Source organism: Micromonospora sp. NPDC048907, assembly GCF_055586885.1.
On record NZ_JBVJHI010000004.1, the window covers coordinates 482,157 to 500,577 of the forward strand.

23 protein-coding genes are annotated in these 18,421 nt (G+C 74.6%); 9 read left to right on the top strand and 14 right to left on the bottom strand.

Translation table 11 applies throughout. The annotated features are described in order from the left end of the window. The first annotated feature begins 22 nt into the window (after positions 1-22). Entirely contained in the window at positions 23-1,255 is a 1,233-nt protein-coding gene (locus ACZ6PY_RS16125; protein WP_466072862.1) for an ArsB/NhaD family transporter, read from the top strand. Positions 1,256-1,271: 16 nt separating this feature from the next. Here the strand turns inward: ACZ6PY_RS16125 and ACZ6PY_RS16130 are convergent, their stop codons facing one another. After that, a complete protein-coding gene (locus ACZ6PY_RS16130) occupies positions 1,272-1,787 on the bottom strand; it encodes a winged helix-turn-helix transcriptional regulator (RefSeq protein ID WP_466072863.1) in 516 nt (171 codons plus the stop codon). A 178-nt stretch (positions 1,788-1,965) separates the two neighbouring features. Between ACZ6PY_RS16130 and ACZ6PY_RS16135 the strand changes: the two genes are divergently transcribed. Next, positions 1,966-2,289: a nuclear transport factor 2 family protein gene (locus ACZ6PY_RS16135; protein ID WP_466072865.1), complete on the top strand. Its 324-nt coding sequence runs from the start codon at positions 1,966-1,968 to the stop codon at positions 2,287-2,289. 47 nt (positions 2,290-2,336) lie between these two features. Here the strand turns inward: ACZ6PY_RS16135 and ACZ6PY_RS16140 are convergent, their stop codons facing one another. Beyond that, positions 2,337-3,350, bottom strand: a complete 1,014-nt coding sequence (locus ACZ6PY_RS16140; protein ID WP_466072867.1) for an ArsR/SmtB family transcription factor — start codon at positions 3,348-3,350, stop codon at positions 2,337-2,339. Positions 3,351-3,466: 116 nt separating this feature from the next. Here ACZ6PY_RS16140 and ACZ6PY_RS16145 point away from each other — a divergent pair, with 116 nt between their 5' ends. Further along, positions 3,467-4,531 (top strand): questin oxidase family protein, encoded by a 1,065-nt coding sequence (locus ACZ6PY_RS16145; RefSeq protein ID WP_466072868.1) that lies wholly within the window; start codon positions 3,467-3,469, stop codon positions 4,529-4,531. A 91-nt stretch (positions 4,532-4,622) separates the two neighbouring features. Next, complete coding sequence (locus ACZ6PY_RS16150; protein WP_466072870.1) at positions 4,623-5,522, top strand: GNAT family N-acetyltransferase; 900 nt, start codon at positions 4,623-4,625, stop codon at positions 5,520-5,522. A 45-nt stretch (positions 5,523-5,567) separates the two neighbouring features. On the opposite strand, the gene sigJ is transcribed toward ACZ6PY_RS16150, so the two are convergent. Next, positions 5,568-6,446, bottom strand: coding sequence for an RNA polymerase sigma factor SigJ (gene sigJ, locus ACZ6PY_RS16155; protein ID WP_466072872.1), 879 nt, complete (start codon positions 6,444-6,446; stop codon positions 5,568-5,570). Between the two features lie 156 nt (positions 6,447-6,602). Here sigJ and ACZ6PY_RS16160 point away from each other — a divergent pair, with 156 nt between their 5' ends. Continuing rightward, positions 6,603-7,385 (top strand): SDR family oxidoreductase, encoded by a 783-nt coding sequence (locus ACZ6PY_RS16160; RefSeq protein ID WP_466072874.1) that lies wholly within the window; start codon positions 6,603-6,605, stop codon positions 7,383-7,385. A 64-nt stretch (positions 7,386-7,449) separates the two neighbouring features. Here the strand turns inward: ACZ6PY_RS16160 and ACZ6PY_RS16165 are convergent, their stop codons facing one another. The 5 genes from ACZ6PY_RS16165 to ACZ6PY_RS16185 all read right to left on the bottom strand — a co-directional run bounded on the left by ACZ6PY_RS16165 (position 7,450) and on the right by ACZ6PY_RS16185 (position 9,952). Next, on the bottom strand, positions 7,450-8,181 hold the full coding sequence (locus tag ACZ6PY_RS16165; protein ID WP_466072876.1) for a dienelactone hydrolase family protein: 732 nt from the start codon (positions 8,179-8,181) through the stop codon (positions 7,450-7,452). 142 nt (positions 8,182-8,323) lie between these two features. Beyond that, the gene (locus tag ACZ6PY_RS16170; protein ID WP_466072878.1) at positions 8,324-8,782 is read right to left on the bottom strand and encodes a GNAT family N-acetyltransferase; all 459 of its coding nucleotides are present in this window, start codon (positions 8,780-8,782) and stop codon (positions 8,324-8,326) included. A 24-nt stretch (positions 8,783-8,806) separates the two neighbouring features. Next, positions 8,807-9,442, bottom strand: a complete 636-nt coding sequence (locus ACZ6PY_RS16175) for a M23 family metallopeptidase (protein WP_466072880.1) — start codon at positions 9,440-9,442, stop codon at positions 8,807-8,809. Positions 9,443-9,521: 79 nt separating this feature from the next. Continuing rightward, positions 9,522-9,701 (bottom strand): hypothetical protein, encoded by a 180-nt coding sequence (locus ACZ6PY_RS16180; RefSeq protein WP_466072882.1) that lies wholly within the window; start codon positions 9,699-9,701, stop codon positions 9,522-9,524. Next, on the bottom strand, positions 9,698-9,952 hold the full coding sequence (locus ACZ6PY_RS16185; protein WP_466072884.1) for a hypothetical protein: 255 nt from the start codon (positions 9,950-9,952) through the stop codon (positions 9,698-9,700). The genes ACZ6PY_RS16180 and ACZ6PY_RS16185 overlap by 4 nt, the downstream gene beginning before the upstream one ends. Positions 9,953-10,111: 159 nt before the next feature. On the opposite strand from ACZ6PY_RS16185, the gene cutA reads away from it, so the two are divergent. Beyond that, a complete protein-coding gene (gene cutA, locus ACZ6PY_RS16190) occupies positions 10,112-10,435 on the top strand; it encodes a divalent-cation tolerance protein CutA (protein WP_466072886.1) in 324 nt (107 codons plus the stop codon). Here cutA and ACZ6PY_RS16195 read toward each other — a convergent pair. The 6 genes from ACZ6PY_RS16195 to ACZ6PY_RS16220 all read right to left on the bottom strand — a co-directional run bounded on the left by ACZ6PY_RS16195 (position 10,389) and on the right by ACZ6PY_RS16220 (position 16,237). Then, a complete protein-coding gene (locus ACZ6PY_RS16195) occupies positions 10,389-11,609 on the bottom strand; it encodes a helix-turn-helix domain-containing protein (protein WP_466072887.1) in 1,221 nt (406 codons plus the stop codon). The two genes, cutA and ACZ6PY_RS16195, sit on opposite strands and share 47 nt — an antisense overlap. Before the next feature lie 120 nt (positions 11,610-11,729). After that, entirely contained in the window at positions 11,730-12,632 is a 903-nt protein-coding gene (locus tag ACZ6PY_RS16200) for an inositol monophosphatase family protein (protein WP_466072888.1), read from the bottom strand. Positions 12,633-12,647: 15 nt separating this feature from the next. Beyond that, on the bottom strand, positions 12,648-13,301 hold the full coding sequence (locus ACZ6PY_RS16205; RefSeq protein WP_466072890.1) for a hypothetical protein: 654 nt from the start codon (positions 13,299-13,301) through the stop codon (positions 12,648-12,650). Next, positions 13,298-14,299, bottom strand: coding sequence for a hypothetical protein (locus ACZ6PY_RS16210; protein WP_466072892.1), 1,002 nt, complete (start codon positions 14,297-14,299; stop codon positions 13,298-13,300). The genes ACZ6PY_RS16205 and ACZ6PY_RS16210 overlap by 4 nt, the downstream gene beginning before the upstream one ends. Positions 14,300-14,354: 55 nt before the next feature. Next, positions 14,355-15,146: a class I SAM-dependent methyltransferase gene (locus ACZ6PY_RS16215; RefSeq protein ID WP_466072894.1), complete on the bottom strand. Its 792-nt coding sequence runs from the start codon at positions 15,144-15,146 to the stop codon at positions 14,355-14,357. 146 nt (positions 15,147-15,292) lie between these two features. Further along, positions 15,293-16,237, bottom strand: a complete 945-nt coding sequence (locus ACZ6PY_RS16220; protein ID WP_466072895.1) for a TolB family protein — start codon at positions 16,235-16,237, stop codon at positions 15,293-15,295. A 142-nt stretch (positions 16,238-16,379) separates the two neighbouring features. Here ACZ6PY_RS16220 and ACZ6PY_RS16225 point away from each other — a divergent pair, with 142 nt between their 5' ends. The 3 genes from ACZ6PY_RS16225 to ACZ6PY_RS16235 all read left to right on the top strand — a co-directional run bounded on the left by ACZ6PY_RS16225 (position 16,380) and on the right by ACZ6PY_RS16235 (position 18,416). After that, positions 16,380-16,973, top strand: coding sequence for an HD domain-containing protein (locus tag ACZ6PY_RS16225; RefSeq protein ID WP_466072896.1), 594 nt, complete (start codon positions 16,380-16,382; stop codon positions 16,971-16,973). Positions 16,974-17,088: 115 nt separating this feature from the next. Beyond that, positions 17,089-17,643, top strand: a complete 555-nt coding sequence (locus ACZ6PY_RS16230; protein WP_466072898.1) for an AMIN-like domain-containing (lipo)protein — start codon at positions 17,089-17,091, stop codon at positions 17,641-17,643. 92 nt (positions 17,644-17,735) lie between these two features. After that, complete coding sequence (locus tag ACZ6PY_RS16235; RefSeq protein ID WP_466072899.1) at positions 17,736-18,416, top strand: response regulator; 681 nt, start codon at positions 17,736-17,738, stop codon at positions 18,414-18,416. Positions 18,417-18,421 lie beyond the last annotated feature (5 nt).

The window sequence follows — 18,421 nt, forward strand, 5'->3', positions numbered from 1 at the left end:
GGGTGTGCGAGGATCATCCCTCGTGGAGACCGTGGGCGAGCCGCCGTCCGCCGCGCCGGACCGATCCCGCTGGGGACGGCTGCACGTCCTGGACTGGATCGCGCTGAGCCTGGCCGTGGTGGGCGTCGTCTGCGTCCTCACCGGACTCCTCCCCCGGGCCGACGCCGAGGCCACCGTACGCCGGATCGTGCCCATCCTGATCTTCCTCGGCACGGTGGTGGTGCTGGCCGAGCTGACCGCGGTGGCCGGCGTGTTCGACGCGCTCGCCGCCCGGGTGGCGATCACGGCCCGGGGCAGCTACCGGGCCCTGTTCTGGCTCTGCGTCGGGTTCGCCTCGGTGACCACCATCGCGCTCAACCTGGACACCACGGCCGTCCTGCTCACCCCGGTGATGATCGCCCTGGCCCGCAAGCTGGGCGTGCCGCCGACCCCGCTGGCGATGACCACGGTGTGGCTGGCCAACACGGCGAGCCTGCTGCTGCCGGTGTCCAACCTGACCAACATCCTGGCCAGCGAACGGATCGACCTGGAGCCGGTGCCCTGGGCGGCCCGGATGTGGTGGCCGCAGCTGGTCGCCATCCTGATCACGATGCTGCTGCTCTGGTGGTGGTACTGGCGACCGGCCCGCGCGGGCGCCGACCCGTTCGTCCCGCCGCCGCCGCACGTGCCGCCGGACCGGACGCTCTACCGCACCGCGCTCGCCGCCTGCCTGCTCTTCGTCGCCGGGATCCTGGCCGGGGTCGAGATCGGACTCGCCTCCGGGGCGGCGGCCGCGATCCTGGTCGCCGGGTTCGCGGTGCGCGCCCGGGGCAGCCTGCGCCTCGCGCTGGTGCCGTGGCGTCTGCTGGTCTTCGTGACCGGGCTGTTCCTCGTGGTGCAGACCATCGGCCGGCACGGCCTGGACACCGTGATGGGCACGCTGATCGGCGCCGATCCGGGCGCGGAGGGCGCGCTACGGGCCGGCGGCGTCGGCGCGCTCTTCGCCAACGCGGTCAACAACCTGCCCGCGTACGTGGCCGGCGAGGCGGTCATCGCCGCCGACCGGCACACCCAGTTGCTCGCCCTGCTGGTCGGCACCAACGTCGGCCCGCTCGCCACGCCGTGGGCCTCGTTGGCGACGCTGATCTGGTACGAGCGCTGCCGGGCCGCCGGGGTGTCCGTGCCGCTGGGCCGGTTCGTGGCCACCAGCGCCGCGCTCGCCGTGCTGGCCACCGCGGCCACCGTGGCCGCCCTGCTGCTCGGTCCCGGTTCCTGACCACGCTCCGGCCCCGCTAGTCCGGCTGCCGGCGCGGAGACCGTTCCGGCGTGCCGCCCTCGTACCGGGCGCGCATCACCGGACCGGCGGCGGGTCCGGCGGCGAAGACGAAGTGCTCCGGGTCCAGCTCCCGGCCGGTGGCCCGGTCCACCACGACCGGCTCCACCTCCGCCCCGGTTTCCCGGTCGACGAGGATCATGCTGCGCCGCTCGGGCGCGAGGCGGGAGTTGCCCCAGGCGGCGAGCGCGACGATCACCGGCCGCAGGCTGCGGCCCAGCTCGGTGAGGACGTACTCGTACCGGTCGGGGCGGGTCTGGTAGCGGCGGCGCTCCAGCAGGCCGTTACCGGTGAGGGTGCGGAGCCGGCTGGTCAGCATGCTGGAGGAGATGCCGAGGTTCTCCTGGAACTGCTCGAAGCGGGTATAGCCGTCGAACGCGTCGTGCAGGATCAGGAGGATCCACCACTCGCCGACCACGCCGAGCGTCGCCGAGAGCGGGCACTCACGGTCCTCCAGGCGGATCTTCCCTGGCATGCCAGCTCCTCGCCGGTAGGTGCTAAAGTCGAAGCGACTTACTTTCAATTCAGCAGTTACACGATACGACGCCGCCGCGCGTCCGTCCCGTGCTGCCCGGGTGAGGCGCGGGCGACCGTCTCGCCACCCGCGGGACCCGCCGCCGGCCCACCAGCATCCCAACGGCAAGGAGCACCCCGTGGACACCGCACCCGAGATCATCCGCCGCTACTTCGCGCTCGCCGGCCAGCCGGACCGGGAGGCCTACCTCGCCCTCTTCGCCGACGACGCCGTGGTCGAGGACGAGGGGAGGACCCACCGGGGCATCGCGGCGATCCGCGAGTGGCGCCGTGGGACCCCGCTGGTCTCCTACGAGATCACCGACGTCGAGGACACCCCGGCGGGCACCGTGGTGACCGCCACCATCACCGGCGACTTCCCCGGCAGCCCGTTCGCCGGCCTGCGGTTCCGTTTCGAGGACTACGACGACGCCCGCATCCGCCGGCTGCGCATCGCACCCTGACCACCGGCCGGGGCGTGCCCGCGCGAAGCGGCCCGGGGGCGGGCGACTCAGGCGCCTGCCCCGCGAAGCAGCCGGTCGCCGAGGTCGGTCCGCGCATAGAGCACCTGCCGGCCCGCCCGGCGCGAGGTGAGCAGCCCGGCGGCGCGCAGCGCCTGCAGGTGCACGCTGAGCGTCGGCGCGGAGAGGGCCATCTGGGTGGCGGCCTGGCTCGTCGACATCGGCAGGTCCAGCTGGGCCAGCAGCGCGGCCCGGGTCTGGCCGAGCACGCCGGCGAGCGCCGAGCCGCGCTGCTCGGGCTGCTCCGCCCAGAGCCGGCCCAGGCCACGCGGCGAGTAGGAGACGCTGGGGGAATCGGGGTGCGCGGTGCGCACCAGCACGTCCGGCCAGGCGAAGGCGCACGGCACGAGGAGCAGGCCGCGCCCGCCGCAGTCGGCGTGGCCGTCGTAGTACTTCACGATGCTCAGCGTCTGACCGGCGAACGTGACCGACGGGTGCAGGTTGCTCATCATCCGGACGACGCCGCCGTCGGCCAGGGCGTCGAGCCGGTAGGCGATGTCGTCGCTGAGCAACGCGTCGATCCGCGGCCAGTCGGGCGCGATCGCGACCCGGTGGTACGCGGCGAGCGCGTCCGTCACCGGGCCGATGCCCGCGTCCGGCCGGTCCACCAGCGCCTGGAGCAGAACCCGCCGCCCCTCGCGGCCGGGCCCCCGCTGGGCGACCCGGTGGGTCGCCAGGTGCGCCAACTCCGTCGCCACCGTCTCCGGGTCGGCGTCGGCGACCTGCGCCAGCGCGTCGGCGAAGGTCGCCGACCGGCGGCCCGGTGGCGGCAGCAGGAAGTCGGGAATGTAGCCCTCCGGGCGCACCAGCGCCCGCAGCAGGTCGAGGTCGCGCTCGCGCAGCCGGCTCGCCCGCTCGGCGAACCTGTCGATCCAGGGGCGGTGCAGGTGCGCCCCCTGCCCGCCGGCGGACAGCGTGCGCAGGCTGGCGACGGTTTCCGTGAGCGGTGCGGCGGCGAAACGCACCCGGGTCAGGTCCGCCGCCGTGACGTGCAGGTGGATCATGCCCGAGCCTCCCCGATTAGGACGCAGCCTAATCGTGGCCGGCTCCGGGACGCCACCGGACACTGAGGACACCCAACCGGAGCACGGAGAGGACACCCACGATGACCCGCGAATCGATGACCGAGACTCTGCCCGAGGCGTACGAGCGGCTGCACGCGTACGGGCCGGAGTTCGGGGGCGACGAGGAGGGCAACCACGGGCTGACCAACCACGGCCCGATGGCCGTCGAGGTGATGGTCCGGCGCGGCCTCGACGTCGACGTCGAGCGCTGGCTCGACCGCTACGTGGGCTGCCTGGCCGAGCTGCCCCCCACGAGCGAGGCCATCCGCCCCGGCGAGTGGGGCGCGGCGCTCGGCCGGGCACGGCGGCTGCCCGACTGGACCGCGTACTTCCGGCACGAACTGGCCGAGCGGCCGTGGCGGACCGTGCTCGCCGAGTGGTGGCCGCGGCTGCTGCCGGGCATCGTGGCCGGCTCGACCCACGGCGTGATCCGGGTCAGCCACGCGGTGCGTGCCCTGCGCGGCACTCGCGTCCCCGCCCGGCCGGCCCTCGACGAGCTGGCCCACGGGCTGGCGTTCTGGGCGGCGCGCTACCGCGAGCTCACCGGGGTGGTCGCGCCGGCCGGCACCCTCCCACCGCACGAGGCGCTGGCCGCCGTCACGCGGCTCACCGACCAGAGCGGCTTCATCGCCCACCGGCTCGACCGGCTGGAGCGCAGCCCGGGCTGGACCGCGAGCCTGCGCGCGCTGGAACCGGCCGGGTCCGCCGACGACGTCCCGGCGCGACTGGAGGCACTGGTCGACGGCGCCGCCCGGGCGTACCTGGGGCTCGGCCACGGCTCGCCGGTCCTGCTCGTCCACGCCGCGACCGCACCCAACGCCGTGCGGCACGTACTCCCGGTGCTGCCGAGGGACCAGTGGCTGCCCAGCCTCGGGGCGGCCTGGGCGGCCGTGGCGGCGGTCGTCGCGACGTACGCCCCGGCCCGGCCGGCCCCGGCCACGGAGATCGTCCGGCGCTGGCCCGAACCGACCCGGGAGGACGCGCTCCAGCGGGCCGCCGAGCACGGCGACGAGCACGTCCTGAAGTTCGCCGACACGGCCGTCGAGTGCTACGACCGCACGGGCGACCCCGACCTGCTCGCCGCGACCCTCTACGTCGGCGAGCTGATCGGCCGCCCCTGACGGGCGCCCCGGCGGCACGTCCCGCCGCAGGTCGGGAGCGGCGCCGGAAATCCGGTACGGCCGCGCACCGGCCGCGGGCTACCGTGCGCGGATGAGCGACGCGCCGACCCTGCACTTCCACACCGACCCGGCCGAGTTCCTCGCCGCGGCCGGCGACCACCTGGCGGCGGACCCCGTGGTCGGCACGGTGGTGGCCACCGTCGCGCACCGGCAGGCGGCCGGGCGGGCCGACGGGGTCGCGCCGCCCGAGGACGACTGGTGGCTGGTGGTGCGGGACGCCTCCGGCGAGGTCGTCGGGGCCGGGATGCGGACGGCGCCCTTCGCGCCGCGCCCGCCGTTCCTGCTCCCGATGCCCGACGAGGCGGCCGTGGCGCTGGCTCAGGCCTGGCACGAGCGCGGGGAGGAGGTACGCGCCGTCAACGGCGCGCTGCCCGCGGTGCGGCGGTGCGCCGCCGAGGTGGCCCGGCTCGGTGGCGGCCGGGTCGAGGTCGCGCAGCACACCCGGCTGCACGAGCTCGGCGACCTGGTGGCACCGGCGCGGGTGCCCGGCTCCCTGGCCGTCGCGACCGAGGACGACGTCGACCTGGCCGCCGAGTGGTTCGCGGCGTTCATGGCCGACGCCGACGAGCAGGCGGGCCGCCCGCGCGATGTCAGCGCGCACGAGACCCCCGACCGCGCCGAACTGCTGCGCCGGATCCGCGGCGGACGGCTGTGGTTCTGGACCGACGAGACGGGCCGGCGGGTGCACCTCACCGCCGCCCACCCGCCGTCGTTCGGCGTGGCACGCATCGGCCCGGTGTACACCCCGCCGGAGCAGCGCGGGCACGGCTGGGCCAGCAACGCGGTGGCCGAGGTGTCCGGGCTGCTGCGGGCCGAGGGGGCGCGGGTGTGCCTGTTCACCGACCAGGCCAACCCGACCTCGAACCGGATCTACGCCAACCTCGGCTTCCGGCCCGTGGTCGACATGGCCAACCTGGTCATCGTCCCCTGACGCCGGCCCCGGCCGGCCGGCCGGCTCCGCGCCCCGGCGCCGGGATCAGCCCGCGAGGTCCAGCGCGGCCAGCCGCTCCGGGTCGGCGATCACGTCGATGGCGGCGATCCGCCCGCCGGTGACCGTGAACGCCATCACCGACAGCGGCCGGCCGGCCGCGCTGACCAGCACCCCGGCGGCGCCGTTGACCAGCACCGGCCGGGCGAACGGCGAGAACCGGCCGAACGTGGTGGCCTGCGCGGCGACCACCCGCGCGCCGGTGAGCACGGTGGAGTGCCGGGCCCGGGCGGTCCCGCCGTCGGAGCGCAGCACCACGTCGGGGTGCAGCACGGCGACCAGCCCGTCGAAGTCACCGTCCCGGGCGGCGGCCAGGAACGCGGTGACCACCTCCCGCTGGCGGGCCAGGTCCGGGTCGGGCGCGGGCGCCTGACCGCGGACCCGGCGGCGGGCGCGGCTGGCGAGCTGCCGGGCCGCGGCCGGCGACCGGTCGACCAGCGCGCCGATCTCCTCGAAGGGCACGCCGAACATGTCGTGCAGCACGAAGGCGAGCCGCTCGCTCGGGGTGAGGGTGTCCAGGACCACCAGCAGGGCCAACCCGACCGAGTCGGCCAGCACCGCGGCCTGCGCCGGATCGGCGTCCGCCCCGGTGACCTCGACGACCGGGTCGGGCAGGCGTACGTCGAGGGGGTCCTCCCGGCGGGCGGCGCGGGCCCGCAGGGTGTTCAAGCAGACCCGGGCGACCACCGTGGTCAGCCAGGCGGCCAGGTTGTCGACCTCGGCGGCGTCGGCACGGGCGAGCCGCAACCACGTCTCCTGCACGGCGTCCTCGGCCTCGCTCACCGAGCCGAGCATCCGGTAGGCCACCGCCCGCAGCTGCGGTCGCTGCTGCTCGAACCGTTCGGCCAGCCAGCTGTCCTCGCCCATGTCCCCATCCTTCCTCGCGGGTTCCCGGTTGACCGACCCCGGCCGGCCCGCCCGTGTGACCGGAGGTGACGCCGCTCACTCCGGTCACATCCGCCGCCTCCCGCGGGTCGAGCCGGTGAAGCCGAAACGGAACGGATCTTCGACACGGAGGACGACATGAACGCACCCATCCTGGTCACCGGCGGCACCGGCACCCTCGGGCGGCTGGTCGTACCCCTGCTGCGCGAGGCCGGCCACCCGGTGCGCGTGCTCAGCCGGCACGGGGGCCGGCCCGGCGACGGCGTCACGCACGTCACCGCCGACCTGCTCACCGGCGAGGGCGTCGACCCGGCGGTACGCGGAGTCGGCACCGTGCTGCACCTGGCGGGCGGCCCGAAGGGCGACGACGTGGCCACCCGCCATCTGGTCGACGCCGCCCGGCGCGCCGGCGTGGGGCACCTCGTGCACATCTCGGTGGTCGGCGCGGACCGGGTGCCGCTGGCCTGGCTGCGGTCCAAGCTGGACGCCGAGCGGGCCGTCGCCGCGTCGGGCGTGCCGTGGACGACGATCCGCGCCGCCCAGTTCCACAACCTGGTGCTGACCATGGTGGAGAAGATGGCGAAGCTGCCGGTCGTGCCGGTCCCCGGCGGGCTGCGGCTGCAGCCGGTCGACGCCCGCGAGGTGGCGGCCCGGATGGTCGCGCTGACGCTGGGCGCGCCGGCCGGCCTGGTGCCCGACCTGGCCGGGCCCCGGGTGTACGGCCTCGACGAGCTGGTCACCGGATACCTGGCGGCCGTGGGCCGGCGGCGGCCGCGGGTGCCGGTCCGCCTGCCCGGCAAGGCGGGCCGGGCGTACCGGAACGGGGACAACCTGGCCCGCCCCGACGCCACCCTCGGGGTACGCACCTGGGAGGCGTTCCTGGCCGAGCGGCTGCGGCAGCCGGCTGCCGCGCGGGTCTGACCGGTCCGCCGACCGCGCCGATCGGGACCGGGATCCCGATCGGCGCGTCGGTGAACCGGCGGTGTCAGCCCAGGTGCCGGGCGAAGAACCGCAGCGTGCTGTCCATCTCGAACGCCGGCATCTCCCCGTGCCCACCGGGGTTGGCGTGCAGGGTCTTCTCGGTCGAGGCGAAGGCGTCGAACAGCGCCAGTCCCTGGGCCCGCGGCACCCGCTCGTCGTCCCACTGCAGCAGGAACTCCACGGGGACGGTGATCCGCGCGGCGGCCTCCGCCGAGGCCAGCGCCCCGCCCAGGCCGAGCACCGCCGCACGGACCCGGGGTTCGGCGGCCACGAACGGAACGCCGAGGCCGCACCCCAGCGACACACCCCAGTAGCCCACCGGGCCGGCACCGACGTGGTCAAGGGCCTGGGCCGCGTCCAGGACCGCCCGCCACTCCGGAACGGTCCGGCGGGCCACGAGCGCCTGGAAACCGGCGATCAGCGGCGCCAGGTCCTCCCCGGCCGCCACGCGAGCCTGGTTCCCGGCCGCGATCCGGTCGTACTCCTCGACCTTCGGCCGGTCGCCGTGCGCCGGCACGTCGACCGCCACCACCGCGAAACCGCACTCCGTCACGAAGCGGCGGGCGCGGGCCAGGATGCCGGGGGCCTTCTTGTGCTGGCCGCCGCCGTGGCCCATGAGGATGAGGGGGCGGGTGCCGGTGGCGCCGTCCGGCGTCCACAGCACGCCGGGAATCTCACCGAGGGTGAAGAGCTGTTCGGAGACGCCGTCGGACGACGCCTGAGAGGTGAAGCGCATAGCGTGTCGAGCCTTTCGGGATGCCTTGTGCGGGCACTCCCTAGGCCATGCGAGGGAGGGAGCCCCGACCTGTCACAGCGTTGATCGGTCTCACCTCCTCAGTTCGCAGCAGCGCACAGCGACGCAGAACATATCACGAAGATCATTTGCCACATACGGCCGAGGCCGGCTCGCGCACCATGAACACGTCCACCGGGTCCTCGTTCTCGGCCGTGAATCCGTGCCGCTCGTACAGCCGCCGCGCCGGGCTTCCCCGCAGCACATTCAGCCGGACCAGCGTGCCGGCGCGGTCGCACCGCTCCAGCAGTCCGCGCAGCACGGCCGCACCGATGCCGCCGCCCTGCAGGTGCGGGGCCAGGTAGAAGTGCTCCAGCCAGTGGCCGTCCTCGGCCGGCCGCAGCGCCACGCAGCCGCCGAACCCGCCGCCCACCTCGATCACCCAGGTGTGCGCGGGCCGGAACCCGTCCCGCAGTCGCTGCCGCACCCGATGCTCGTCGTACCGCCCGAGCCGCTCCAGGTCCGCCCGCAGCACCACGGCCCGCAACTCGGCGACTGCCTCGACGTCCGCCGCCGCGGCCGGTCGGAGCCTCCAGTCCCCCATGATCGCCAGACTAGCGGGCACGACTCATCCCGCTGTCGAACAGTTGTTGCTCGTCAGCGTGACGCTGTACTCGGAGTCGTCCTGGGTGATGCCCGAGGGTGAGCCGTCGAACCAGGTTTCGACCTTCTCCCAGCCCCGGTGCTGCTCGTAGTGCAGGTGCGGCGCGCCGGAGTCGCCGGTGCTGCCCACCCGCCCGAGCTGCTCACCGCGGGCGACCCGCTGCCCGGCCCGGACCAGCGGCGGTTCGAGCAGGTGCAGGTACTGCGTCTCCCACCGGCCGCCGTGGTCGATCGTCACCCAGTAGCCTCCGCCACGACCGCGCGGACCCTTGGGGTTGTCCGGGGTACGCCCACCGAGCGACCCGTTGATCCCGGCCACGGTGACCGTGCCGGCCTCCGACGCGAGCACCGGCCGCCCCCACGCCTCGCCCGCCGTGGGAAACGGGGCGACGTCGTAGTCGTCGTGACCGGGGTAGGTGCCCAGCCGCCAGGTCTCGCCGCAGGGCACGGGAAGCTGGAACGGCGGGCGCGGGCCCGGCGGCAGCAGCAGCGGCACGACGACCACGGCGAGCGCGACAACGGCCGCGGCCGCGCCGACCGCGAGCCCGACCCGCACCACGCGCCGCCGGTCGCGGCGTCTGGATGGCTGCCCGGTGGTCATCGCCCCGAGCATGGCAGACACCGGCGGGAATCGCGGACACCAGGCACCTTCCCTTCCCCGCCGCGGTCCGGTGCCCCGGTCAACCCACGACGACGCGCCGCACCCGCACTGTCGGACGCTCGTTTCGCAGGTGCCGGTGCAGGTGTTGCCGCACCTGCTCGTTCCAGACCTCCTGGTCGTAGTCCGGATCCGGCGGAATCCACCGGTGCGACCCGTCGCTGTAATGGAACTTGGCGTCCCCGGCGCGGAGAACGCTCACCGCACCCACCCGAGGAACCGCCGGTGCAGCACGCCGGCCGGCACCCAGTGCAGATCAGCGGTGGCGCGCACGAACTGCGCGCCCAGGTAGAGGGCGAGTGACACGGGCGCCCCGGCGAACTCGGCCGTCAACTGCTGCCGGCGGTCGGCGCAGGGCCACGGCGCGGCACACCCACCACAGCTCCAGATCGGCAACACCGGCTCGTGGCCGCTGATCGGTCGCGCGTGCGGGGCGAAGGCCTGTGCGCTCACGGTCACTCCCTGCCGGCATCGCCCGGCGAAAGATCGCGGCGGGCGGAGTTTTCCTGGTCAGAAGAAGCCTGACCAGGGATCGGCGCGAGATCCAGCGGGCTGCCGTCCGCTGTTCGTCCGCGCTGTCCGCGGACAGACACCGCCACTAGGGTGTGCCAAGTGGACGACTTCCTTCAGGTGTCGACGGCGACCGAAACCCGTGCCGCCGGGGTCCGGCTGGCGGAGGGAGCCGTGGCGGCCCGCCTCGCCGCGAGCGCACAGGTGCTGGGCCCGGTGACGAGTGTGTTCTGGCACCTCGGCGAGCAGGGCACCAGCGAGGAATGGCAGGTCCTACTGGTCACCACCGCCGCGCGATACGCGGAGCTGGAACGGTTCCTGCTCGCCGAGCACCCGTGGCAGAACCCGCAGGTCGTCGCGGTGCCGATCGCGCGAGGGGCTACGGACTATCTGGAGTGGCTGCGGCGGTCGGTCCAGGACGCGTAGCCGCCTCGGCGGCCAGTTGCCGCAGCTCGACCACACAGGACAACGCGTGGTGCGGGTCCAGGCGACGCAGCAGTGTGCCAATCCGTTGGCCGGGCCGGATGGAGGCGACGCCACCCGCCAGCCGTAGAGCGGTGGCGGCGGCGTCACAGGCCAGCTCGACCTCATTCGCGTCCAGGTACGCGTCGGCCAGCCACGTGAGGTAGAGGGCCTTGTCCCGGGCGTAGGTGTCGTCAAAGCCGGCCAGCACCCGCTCAAGGACCGGAATGGCCCGGACCGGTCGACGGAGCGCCGTCCAGCACCGCCCGGTCATGATCTCGCCCTCCCGGCCGTCGACCCAGTAGACCCAGTCCGGCTCCGGCCCGCCGTCCGGCTCCGCGAGACAGCGGGTGCCGATGCCCAGGTAGCGGTCTGCCGTGTCCGCCTCCCCGGCGTTCGCGAATACCCAGGAGGCGCGCAGGTGCAGCAACGCCCGGACCCCGGGTGTCGCGGCTGCGCCCACGGCGGTGCGGGCCGCCTCGGCCAGGTCGACGGCTCGGCCGTGCAGAGTGAGCTGCTGATAGGCGAGCAGCGCGAGTCCGTTGGCCACGAGCGCCGCATCATCCGCCTCTCGGGCTGCCGCGAGGCTGGTCCGGTACAGGCGCTCCGCGTCGCCATGGACACCCGCGTCGAAGGCCGCCCAGCCGGCCAGTTGCGCTTGCTCCGCGAGGATCGCCAGCAGTTCTCGGCCGACCCGGTCGCGGTAGGAACCGTCTCGGATGAGGCGGGTCGTGGACTCGACCTCGGCGGCGTAGGCGTGCCGGGTGTCGGCGCCACCGAGGTAGTTGTCGAGGCGGCGAAGCCGGGCGGTGCGTTCGGCGAGCCGCGCGGGCGTCGCCGCGCCGACCTGGCGACCGTGGTTCAGCAGAGTGTGGGGCAGGGCGGCCGCGAGGCCTGCGGCGGCGACCAGGTCCCGCCGGCGGACACCCGGTCTGGCGGCCAGCGCGACGAGTTCACCTCTGGCGCGCAACACCCGGTCGAGCTGTTGGGCGATCCGCGGCGTCGGAGTCTTGGCGCCGGTTTCCAGCTCGTGCAGGTAGGACTTGCCGTAGAACGTCAGTCTCGCCAGACCGCGCAGGGAGAGCCCGCTCTCCTCCCGGAGCGCACGCAGCCGGCCCGCGAACGAGGGTTCGGTCATCTACTCACCTACCGAGGTGGCCCGAGCGACGTCAGAGACAAGCGCCAACATCACACCGTAGCCGAGCGAGCACGGAAAGTCCGCACGCCGCCCGGCGCCAGATTCCCGGCCAGCCCCGCCTCACCAGCCGACGGTGGTGAGGCTGATGGGGGTGAGCTGGCGGACCTGCGGCTCGATCCACTGTGCCGCGGTGACCAGCTTGACCAGCCGGTCGATGGTCTCCGGCGGGCCGGCCACGAAGCTGCGCCGGTCGGCCGGGCAGCCGTAGCGGTCGTCGAAGGAGCCACCGTCGAGGGCCCGGACCGCCATGCCGGCCTCGGCGGCGAGCAGCATCCCGGCCGGCAGGTCGACCGCCTCGGGGCGGTAGCCCACGATGCCGTCGATGTCGCCGCGGGCCAGCATCACCCAGGACAGCAGCGGCGCCCACAGTTGCAGCACCCGCCGCGCGGTGGTGTCGAGCACCACCTTGAGGGCGCGGGCGGTGCTGTCGTCGCGGGCCACGCCGTGCCCCTGGGTCCAGGCCAGCACCGGCGCGGTCGGCACCGGCCGGCGGGGCGCGTGCAGCGGGCGGGCGGCCGGGCCGGACTCGTGCACGAAGGCGCCCTGCCCGCGCACGGCGGACCAGGTGCGGCCGGCGACCGGGTCGTGCACCACGCCGAGCACCGGCGAGCCGCGGTCGCAGAGCGCGATCCCCACCACGTACGCGGGCAGCCCGATCGCCACGTTGTTGGTGCCGTCGAGCGGGTCGACCAGCCAGGCCCAGGTGCTGTCGGCGGCGTACTCGCCGCCTTCCTCGGCGATCACCCCGTGCTCCGGCCAGCGGGCGCGGATCCGGTCGACGATCAGCCGTTCGGCGGCCAGGTCGAGGTCGGTGACCAGGTCACCGGAGTCGTTCTTGGCGCGGGCGTGCAGCTCGCCCCTCGTGCCCCGGCGCAGCAGCCGCCCGGCCGCCTGGGCCGCCTCCACGGCGAACCGGTGCGCGTCGCGCAGCTCGGGCCCGTCTCTGTTCGGGTCCACGTCCATGGCTCCTCCAGCCGGTCAGCCCCGTGCCACCAGTCGCGCGATGTCCCGCGCCATCCGCGCCGTCTCGGCCGCGTCGCAGCGGTCCCGGCGGATCCGGTGGCTGCGCCCGTCCACCGCGCCGAGGCTCAGGTCGCACACGCCGGGCGTGGTCCGGCCGAGCGCCACGGTCACCGCCGGCTCGCCGGCGTGGACCTCCGAGGTGTGGAAGCCGCCGGCGCGCAGCGCGTACGAGTCGCCGGCGGAGTGCGTCTCCACGGTGGCGGTCACCGCGGTGACCAGCCGGTCGGTGGCCGCCATCTCGTCCACGTCGCCCCGGCTGTGCACCTCGTAGATGCGCCACGACGGGTCGGCGGGGTCGTCGGTCACCTCGATCAGCTCGTTGCGGACCGTGCCGTGCAGCACGTGGCTGAGCAGGTCCCAGCTGTGCGAGTGCATGGTCGAGGTGGTCGGCCGCACCGGCGGCGGGTCGGCCGGCCAGGCGTGCACGCAGATCCCGTCGGCGCCGGTGCGCTCCACCGGCAGGCAGGTGAAGCCGAGCGGGTGCCGGACGGCCAGCAGCGGCCGCCGCCCCTCGGCGACGTCGTCGAGGACGTCGAGCACCCAGCCGCGCAGCAGTTCCGGCCGGGCGCCCCGGTCGATCTCCCGTTCGAGGTCGGCGTAGGTCATCATGCGTACGGGTTCCTCGCCTGGATGGCCCGGCTCACGATGTCGGCGACCTCCCGGTCGCCGAAGGACCGGGGTAGCGGTATCCCGAGCCCGGCGAACAGCTTGCGGACCTGCTCGACGGAGGGCTCGTCGTCCAGTTTCACCGTCGCGGCGGCCTCGATGGGCACCCGCCGGCTCTGCTTGCGGCTGTAGTCCAGCTCGATGTTGAACCGGTTGTAGTAGAGCTCCCTGCGGTCGATCCGCAGGGCGGGTGTCTGCGGGTTCTCCTGGGTGATGATGACGCACGACGAGGAGAGGTCGTAGCGGAAGGTGGTCATCTGCGCGGAGAGCCGGACCTCGACGGTGAGCAGCCCGGAACGTTGCAGGTGCCAGCAGGCCGCGAGCACTGTCGCGTAGGACTCCTTGCGGGTGCGGTCGACGGTCCAGCGCTCCCCCGGCGCGTCGGGGTCGAGGCTGCGCCGGAACCGCGCGTAGCGCTCGCAGACGTCCTCGTCGGTCGGGTCGATGATCTCGATGGCGAAGCTGAGGGTGGCGTTGCGCCGGCGTGCGTGCTCCAGGCACTGCGGCAGGGTGACCGCCCGGGTGAAGGTGCCGGTGCCGCCCTTGAACGCCCACGAGTCGGTGTGCTGGCGGGCCTCGGCGAGGGCCCGGCCGACCTCGCTGCCGTGCAGCACCCGCACCATGGAGACGCTGTCGATCGCCTCGCGGGCCCGGTTGAGCGCCCCGTCCGGGCCGGTGATCTCGTGCATCTGCGGGACCAGCTCGGTGAGCCGGTCGCGGGTGGCCCGCATGACCTCCCGCATTTCCTGCTGGGCGGTCTCCCGGCGCAGCCGGTCGCGCAGCACGGCCTGGGCGAGCACGGCGAGGACCAGCAGGATGGCGCTGTTGACCACGTCCTGGCTGACCGTGTTGGTCAGGCCGAGAACGGCCACGGTCACGGCCAGGACCAGGCCGATGAACGCGTCGAGATTGTTGACGACCCAGGTGAACAGGCGCGCCATGACATCCCCCGGTCGACGACGGAACCCTCATGATAGCCCTTTGTCAATCTCGCCATCACGCGCTGTTCGGGCGTTCCGCACCCCTGGGTGACGGCGCCTCCGCCGTCCGCCGGGCGGCGCAGATCAGTGACCCGCCGAGCCCCGGTGCGACCCGGGCCAGCAGCCGGGAGGCGACCCACCGTCCACCGGGGAGCCGCCAACCGACCTCGTTGGACCGGATGGCCAGCGGCGTGAACCCGGCCCGGCACAGCACCCGCCGCAGCAGCGAGGCGGTGAACGGCCGGATGTGCAGCCAGAGGTACGGGTGCAGCGGGTCCACCTGGCGGGGCGCCCGGCCGGCGAGGAACGCCAGCCGGTCCTGCGCGGGCGCCAGGTTGGGCGTGGTCAGCACGAGCAGGCCGCCCGGGGCGAGCACCCGGTGGCACTCCCGCAGCAGCGCCAGGGGGTCGTAGACGTGCTCGATCAGCTCGCCGGTGAGCAGGCCGGCGAAGCTGCCGGCGCGGAAGGGCAGACCGCGGGTGGCGTCCAGGCAGACCGGCAGGGCCGCCCCGCCCGCGGCCCGGCGGGCCGCGCCCAACGCGGTCTCGGCCATGTCGGCCACCACGAGCGGGCCGGGCAGCGCCGCCGGGTCGAGCATGCCGCGGGGACCGCAGCCCAGCTCCAGCACCGGCCGGCCGCCGGGCACGCCGTCGACCATCAGCCGGGCGGCGACCGCGCGGCGGACCCGGTGGTACGGGTCGTCGACGTACCCGTTGACCTGCGCGCCGTCGTGGTAGCTGCGCCGGTTGGCGTGGCGGCCGTGCGCCTGCGCGCTGCGCGACGAGGTCCCGGTCGGCGGCTCGGCCATCGCACCCTCCACTGCGGTCGTCGCCCCCGTCGGCGGCGCCCGCCCTCCAGCCTCGCACCGCGCCCGGCCGGGGGCGCGGAAATCCACCCCGGGTACGCCGACGCGGCGGCCGGAGCACCGGTCGCCGCGTCGCGGGTCGTGTCGGGTCAGATGGCGCGGGCCCAGTCGAGCCGGCTGCTGTCGTCGTACTCGTCGCCGGGGATCCACCAGGGCTCGCCGAAGCCGCTGGTCGAGACGATGATGTTGCCGCCGTCCGGCGCCTCGTTGGTCGGCGGGATCGACAGCGCGGCGCAGTAGCGCCCGTCGGGCGAGAACACCGGGGACTGGTAGTAGCGGGGCTCGTCGGTGAGCCGCCTGAGCCCGGTGCCGTCGATGCGCACCGAGCCGAGCGCCGCCCCGCCGAGCACCTCGGTGTCCCGGGTCCAGCGGTTGGTGCAGAACACCACCCGCTCCGAGTTGGGCATGAACACCGGCCCGTGGAAGAGCTCGCCGGCCGCCTCCGGCGTGTAGATCGGCCGCACCTTGCCGGTGGCCAGCTCCAGCGTGCGCAGTTGCGGCCCCTCGGAGCGGCTGAGCCAGCGCATGACGATCATCGAGCCGTCCCGGGACCAGTTCGGGTACGCCATGGCGTGCCCCTGGACGAGCACCCGCTTGCCGCCCGTGGCCACGTCGACCGCGACCAGGGTGTCGTTCCCGATGACGAGGGCGATCCGCGTGCCGTCCGGGGACCAGGTCGGCGCGCCGTAGACGACTCCGAACGGGTCGGCGAGCAGGTTCCGGACCTCGCCGGTGACCCGGTCGTACAGCGACACGTAGGGCTCGAGGCTGCCGTCGCCGGAGCGGGCGTTGTTGACCCAGGCCACGTACCGCCCGTCGGGCGACGTGGTGGCCTGGTCGCCGTCCGCGAGCAGCGGCTGCGGCGTGGTGCGCCCGGGGTTGACCTGGAGCACCCCCCAGCCGACGCTGACCAGCCACGGCCCGTTGACCACCTCGGTGGTCCCCGCGGCGGCGGCGGGCGCCGCGGCGGTGAGGCCGGTCGCCGCGGCCACGCCGGCCAGCGCGGCGGTGCGCAGCAGAGCGCGTCGATTCATCTCGGTCATGGAACCCCCCGTGGTGGACGTCGCCTCACCCTCCTGAACGGACGATCACCACGCATCGGACGAGCGGCCGGACCACCGTCGGCCACACGGTCATCCCGTACGGTGACCGCCCCGGGCCGGTACCCTCGCCCCGGTGACCTCCGACGCGCTGCGCCGCGCTCTCACCGACCCCGGCGACCCGCCGCTGCCGCCCCTGCCCGGGGTGGCCGTGGAGCTGCTCGACGCCCTCGACGCGCCGCCCCGCCTGGCCGCGCACCTGCGGCTCGTGCACGACGTCGCCCGGCAGCTCACCGCGGCGTTCGCCGCCCGCTTCCCGCTGGTGCCGTTCGACCGGCAGGCGGTGCTGTTCGGGGCGGCCGTCCACGACCTCGGCAAGGTCGAGCACCCCGAGGAGCTGTCCGGTCCCGGCTCGGCGCACGAGGAGGCGGGCTACCAGCTGCTGCTGCGCTTCGGCGTGCCCGAGGAGCGGGCCCGCTTCGCCGTCACCCACGCGGCCTGGCACGCGCCCGGTGTCCAGCTGGAGGACCTGCTGGTCAGCCTCGCCGACAAGGTGTGGAAGGGCAAGCGCGTCACCGACCTGGAGGAGCTGGTGGTCGACCGGCTCGCCGACATCACCGGGCAGCCGCGCTGGCAGTCCTTCCTCGACCTCGACGACGTGCTCGCCGGGCTGGCCGCCGGCGCGGACCGCCGGCTCGCCTTCCAGGCCGAGCATCCGGTGCACGGCTGACCCGCGCGCCTGTTACCGGGCGGTTACCCGGCTGCGAAGGCGCTGTGGCACGGCGGGTCGACCGTCTGGGCAGGGACACCGGACGGGGTCCCGGCACACCGTCAGGGAGGCCACCATGAAACTGAGGAGAACACTGCTGGCGCTGGTCGTCGTGCTCGGCGGTCTGGTCGCCGGGGCCGGCGGCGCCACCGCGGCGGCGCCGTACTGCGGGATCACCTGGGGCAGCACGGCCAAGACGGCCGGCGCCCTCAGCACCGACCCGCTGATCGAGGTCCGCACCGGGCGGCACGACTGCTGGGACCGGGTGGTCTTCGAGTTCGCCGGACCGGCGAACGGCTACTCCGTCGCCTACGGCGAGACGTACACCGAGGGGCAGGGCCTTCCGCTGAGCCCGTACACCGCCGGTGGCGCGCTGCTGTCGGTGTCGCTGCGGGCGCCCGCGTACGACGACGAGCACGTCGCCACGCTGCCCTACCGCGCCGGCGAGCACGCCGCGACCGTGCTGGGCTACCGCACGCTGCGGGACGTCGTCTTCGGCGGCAGCTTCGAGGGCTACACCACCTTCGCGGTCGGGGTTCGCGCCCAGCTGCCGTTCCGGGTGTTCGTGCTCAGCGGCCCCGGCACGCACAGCCGCATCGTGATCGACGTGGCCCACCAGTGGCAGGCGTGACCCTTTCCCAGGTGAGAGGGGCCGACCGGCCCCTCATCACCGTCCGTTGCGCCCACGCCCCGAGGCGTCGCACCGGACTACCGTGGGTAGCCATGGAGGGCCGTGTGCTGGTCGTCGAGGACGACGCCTCCATCCGGGAGGTGTCGGCCCTCGGCCTGCGCCGGGCCGGGTTCCGGGTGGCCACCGCCGTCGACGGGCCCGCCGCCCTCGCCGCGTGGCGGGCCGGCCCGGTCGACCTCATCGTGCTCGACGTGATGCTGCCCCGCCTCGACGGATTCGAGGTGTGCCGGGAGATCCGGCGGACCAGTCAGGTGCCGATCCTCATGCTCACCGCCCGCACCGACACCATCGACGTGGTGGTCGGTCTGGAGTGCGGGGCCGACGACTACCTCCGCAAGCCGTTCGACCTGCCGGAGCTGGTCGCCCGGGTCCGCGCCGTGCTCCGCCGGACCGTCGCCCCGGCTCCCGAGACCACCGTGACGGCCGGGCCGCTGGAGATCGACCCGGCCCGTTTCGTGGCCCGCCGCGACGGCCGCGAGCTGACCCTCACCGCCACCGAGTTCCGGCTGCTCCTGGAGCTGGCCCGGCGTCCCGGCCAGGTGTTCACCCGCGAGCTGCTGCTCGACCGGGTGTGGGGACACAGCTACCTCGGCGACTCCCGGCTGGTCGACGTCGCCGTGCAGCGCCTGCGCGCCAAGGTGGAGGACGACCCGGGCGCGCCGACCCTCATCCGGACGGTCCGCGGGGCCGGCTACAAGCTCTCGACGGGGTGAGCGCG

Bases quoted from the DNA above. Each gene is read 5' to 3' on its own strand.
- ACZ6PY_RS16160 (WP_466072874.1), top strand. From the start codon at position 6,603: ATGAACGCACCCATCCTGGTCACCGGCGGCACCGGCACCCTCGGGCGG.
- ACZ6PY_RS16220 (WP_466072895.1), bottom strand. From the start codon at position 16,237: ATGAATCGACGCGCTCTGCTGCGCACCGCCGCGCTGGCCGGCGTGGCC.
- ACZ6PY_RS16175 (WP_466072880.1), bottom strand. From the start codon at position 9,442: ATGACCACCGGGCAGCCATCCAGACGCCGCGACCGGCGGCGCGTGGTG.
- ACZ6PY_RS16195 (WP_466072887.1), bottom strand. From the start codon at position 11,609: ATGACCGAACCCTCGTTCGCGGGCCGGCTGCGTGCGCTCCGGGAGGAG.
- ACZ6PY_RS16235 (WP_466072899.1), top strand. From the start codon at position 17,736: ATGGAGGGCCGTGTGCTGGTCGTCGAGGACGACGCCTCCATCCGGGAG.
- ACZ6PY_RS16230 (WP_466072898.1), top strand. From the start codon at position 17,089: ATGAAACTGAGGAGAACACTGCTGGCGCTGGTCGTCGTGCTCGGCGGT.
- ACZ6PY_RS16205 (WP_466072890.1), bottom strand. From the start codon at position 13,301: ATGATGACCTACGCCGACCTCGAACGGGAGATCGACCGGGGCGCCCGG.
- ACZ6PY_RS16215 (WP_466072894.1), bottom strand. From the start codon at position 15,146: ATGGCCGAGCCGCCGACCGGGACCTCGTCGCGCAGCGCGCAGGCGCAC.
- sigJ (WP_466072872.1), bottom strand. From the start codon at position 6,446: ATGGGCGAGGACAGCTGGCTGGCCGAACGGTTCGAGCAGCAGCGACCG.
- ACZ6PY_RS16130 (WP_466072863.1), bottom strand. From the start codon at position 1,787: ATGCCAGGGAAGATCCGCCTGGAGGACCGTGAGTGCCCGCTCTCGGCG.
- ACZ6PY_RS16145 (WP_466072868.1), top strand. From the start codon at position 3,467: ATGACCGAGACTCTGCCCGAGGCGTACGAGCGGCTGCACGCGTACGGG.
- ACZ6PY_RS16210 (WP_466072892.1), bottom strand. From the start codon at position 14,299: ATGGCGCGCCTGTTCACCTGGGTCGTCAACAATCTCGACGCGTTCATC.
- ACZ6PY_RS16140 (WP_466072867.1), bottom strand. From the start codon at position 3,350: ATGATCCACCTGCACGTCACGGCGGCGGACCTGACCCGGGTGCGTTTC.
- ACZ6PY_RS16150 (WP_466072870.1), top strand. From the start codon at position 4,623: ATGAGCGACGCGCCGACCCTGCACTTCCACACCGACCCGGCCGAGTTC.
- ACZ6PY_RS16170 (WP_466072878.1), bottom strand. From the start codon at position 8,782: ATGGGGGACTGGAGGCTCCGACCGGCCGCGGCGGCGGACGTCGAGGCA.
- ACZ6PY_RS16200 (WP_466072888.1), bottom strand. From the start codon at position 12,632: ATGGACGTGGACCCGAACAGAGACGGGCCCGAGCTGCGCGACGCGCAC.
- ACZ6PY_RS16165 (WP_466072876.1), bottom strand. From the start codon at position 8,181: ATGCGCTTCACCTCTCAGGCGTCGTCCGACGGCGTCTCCGAACAGCTC.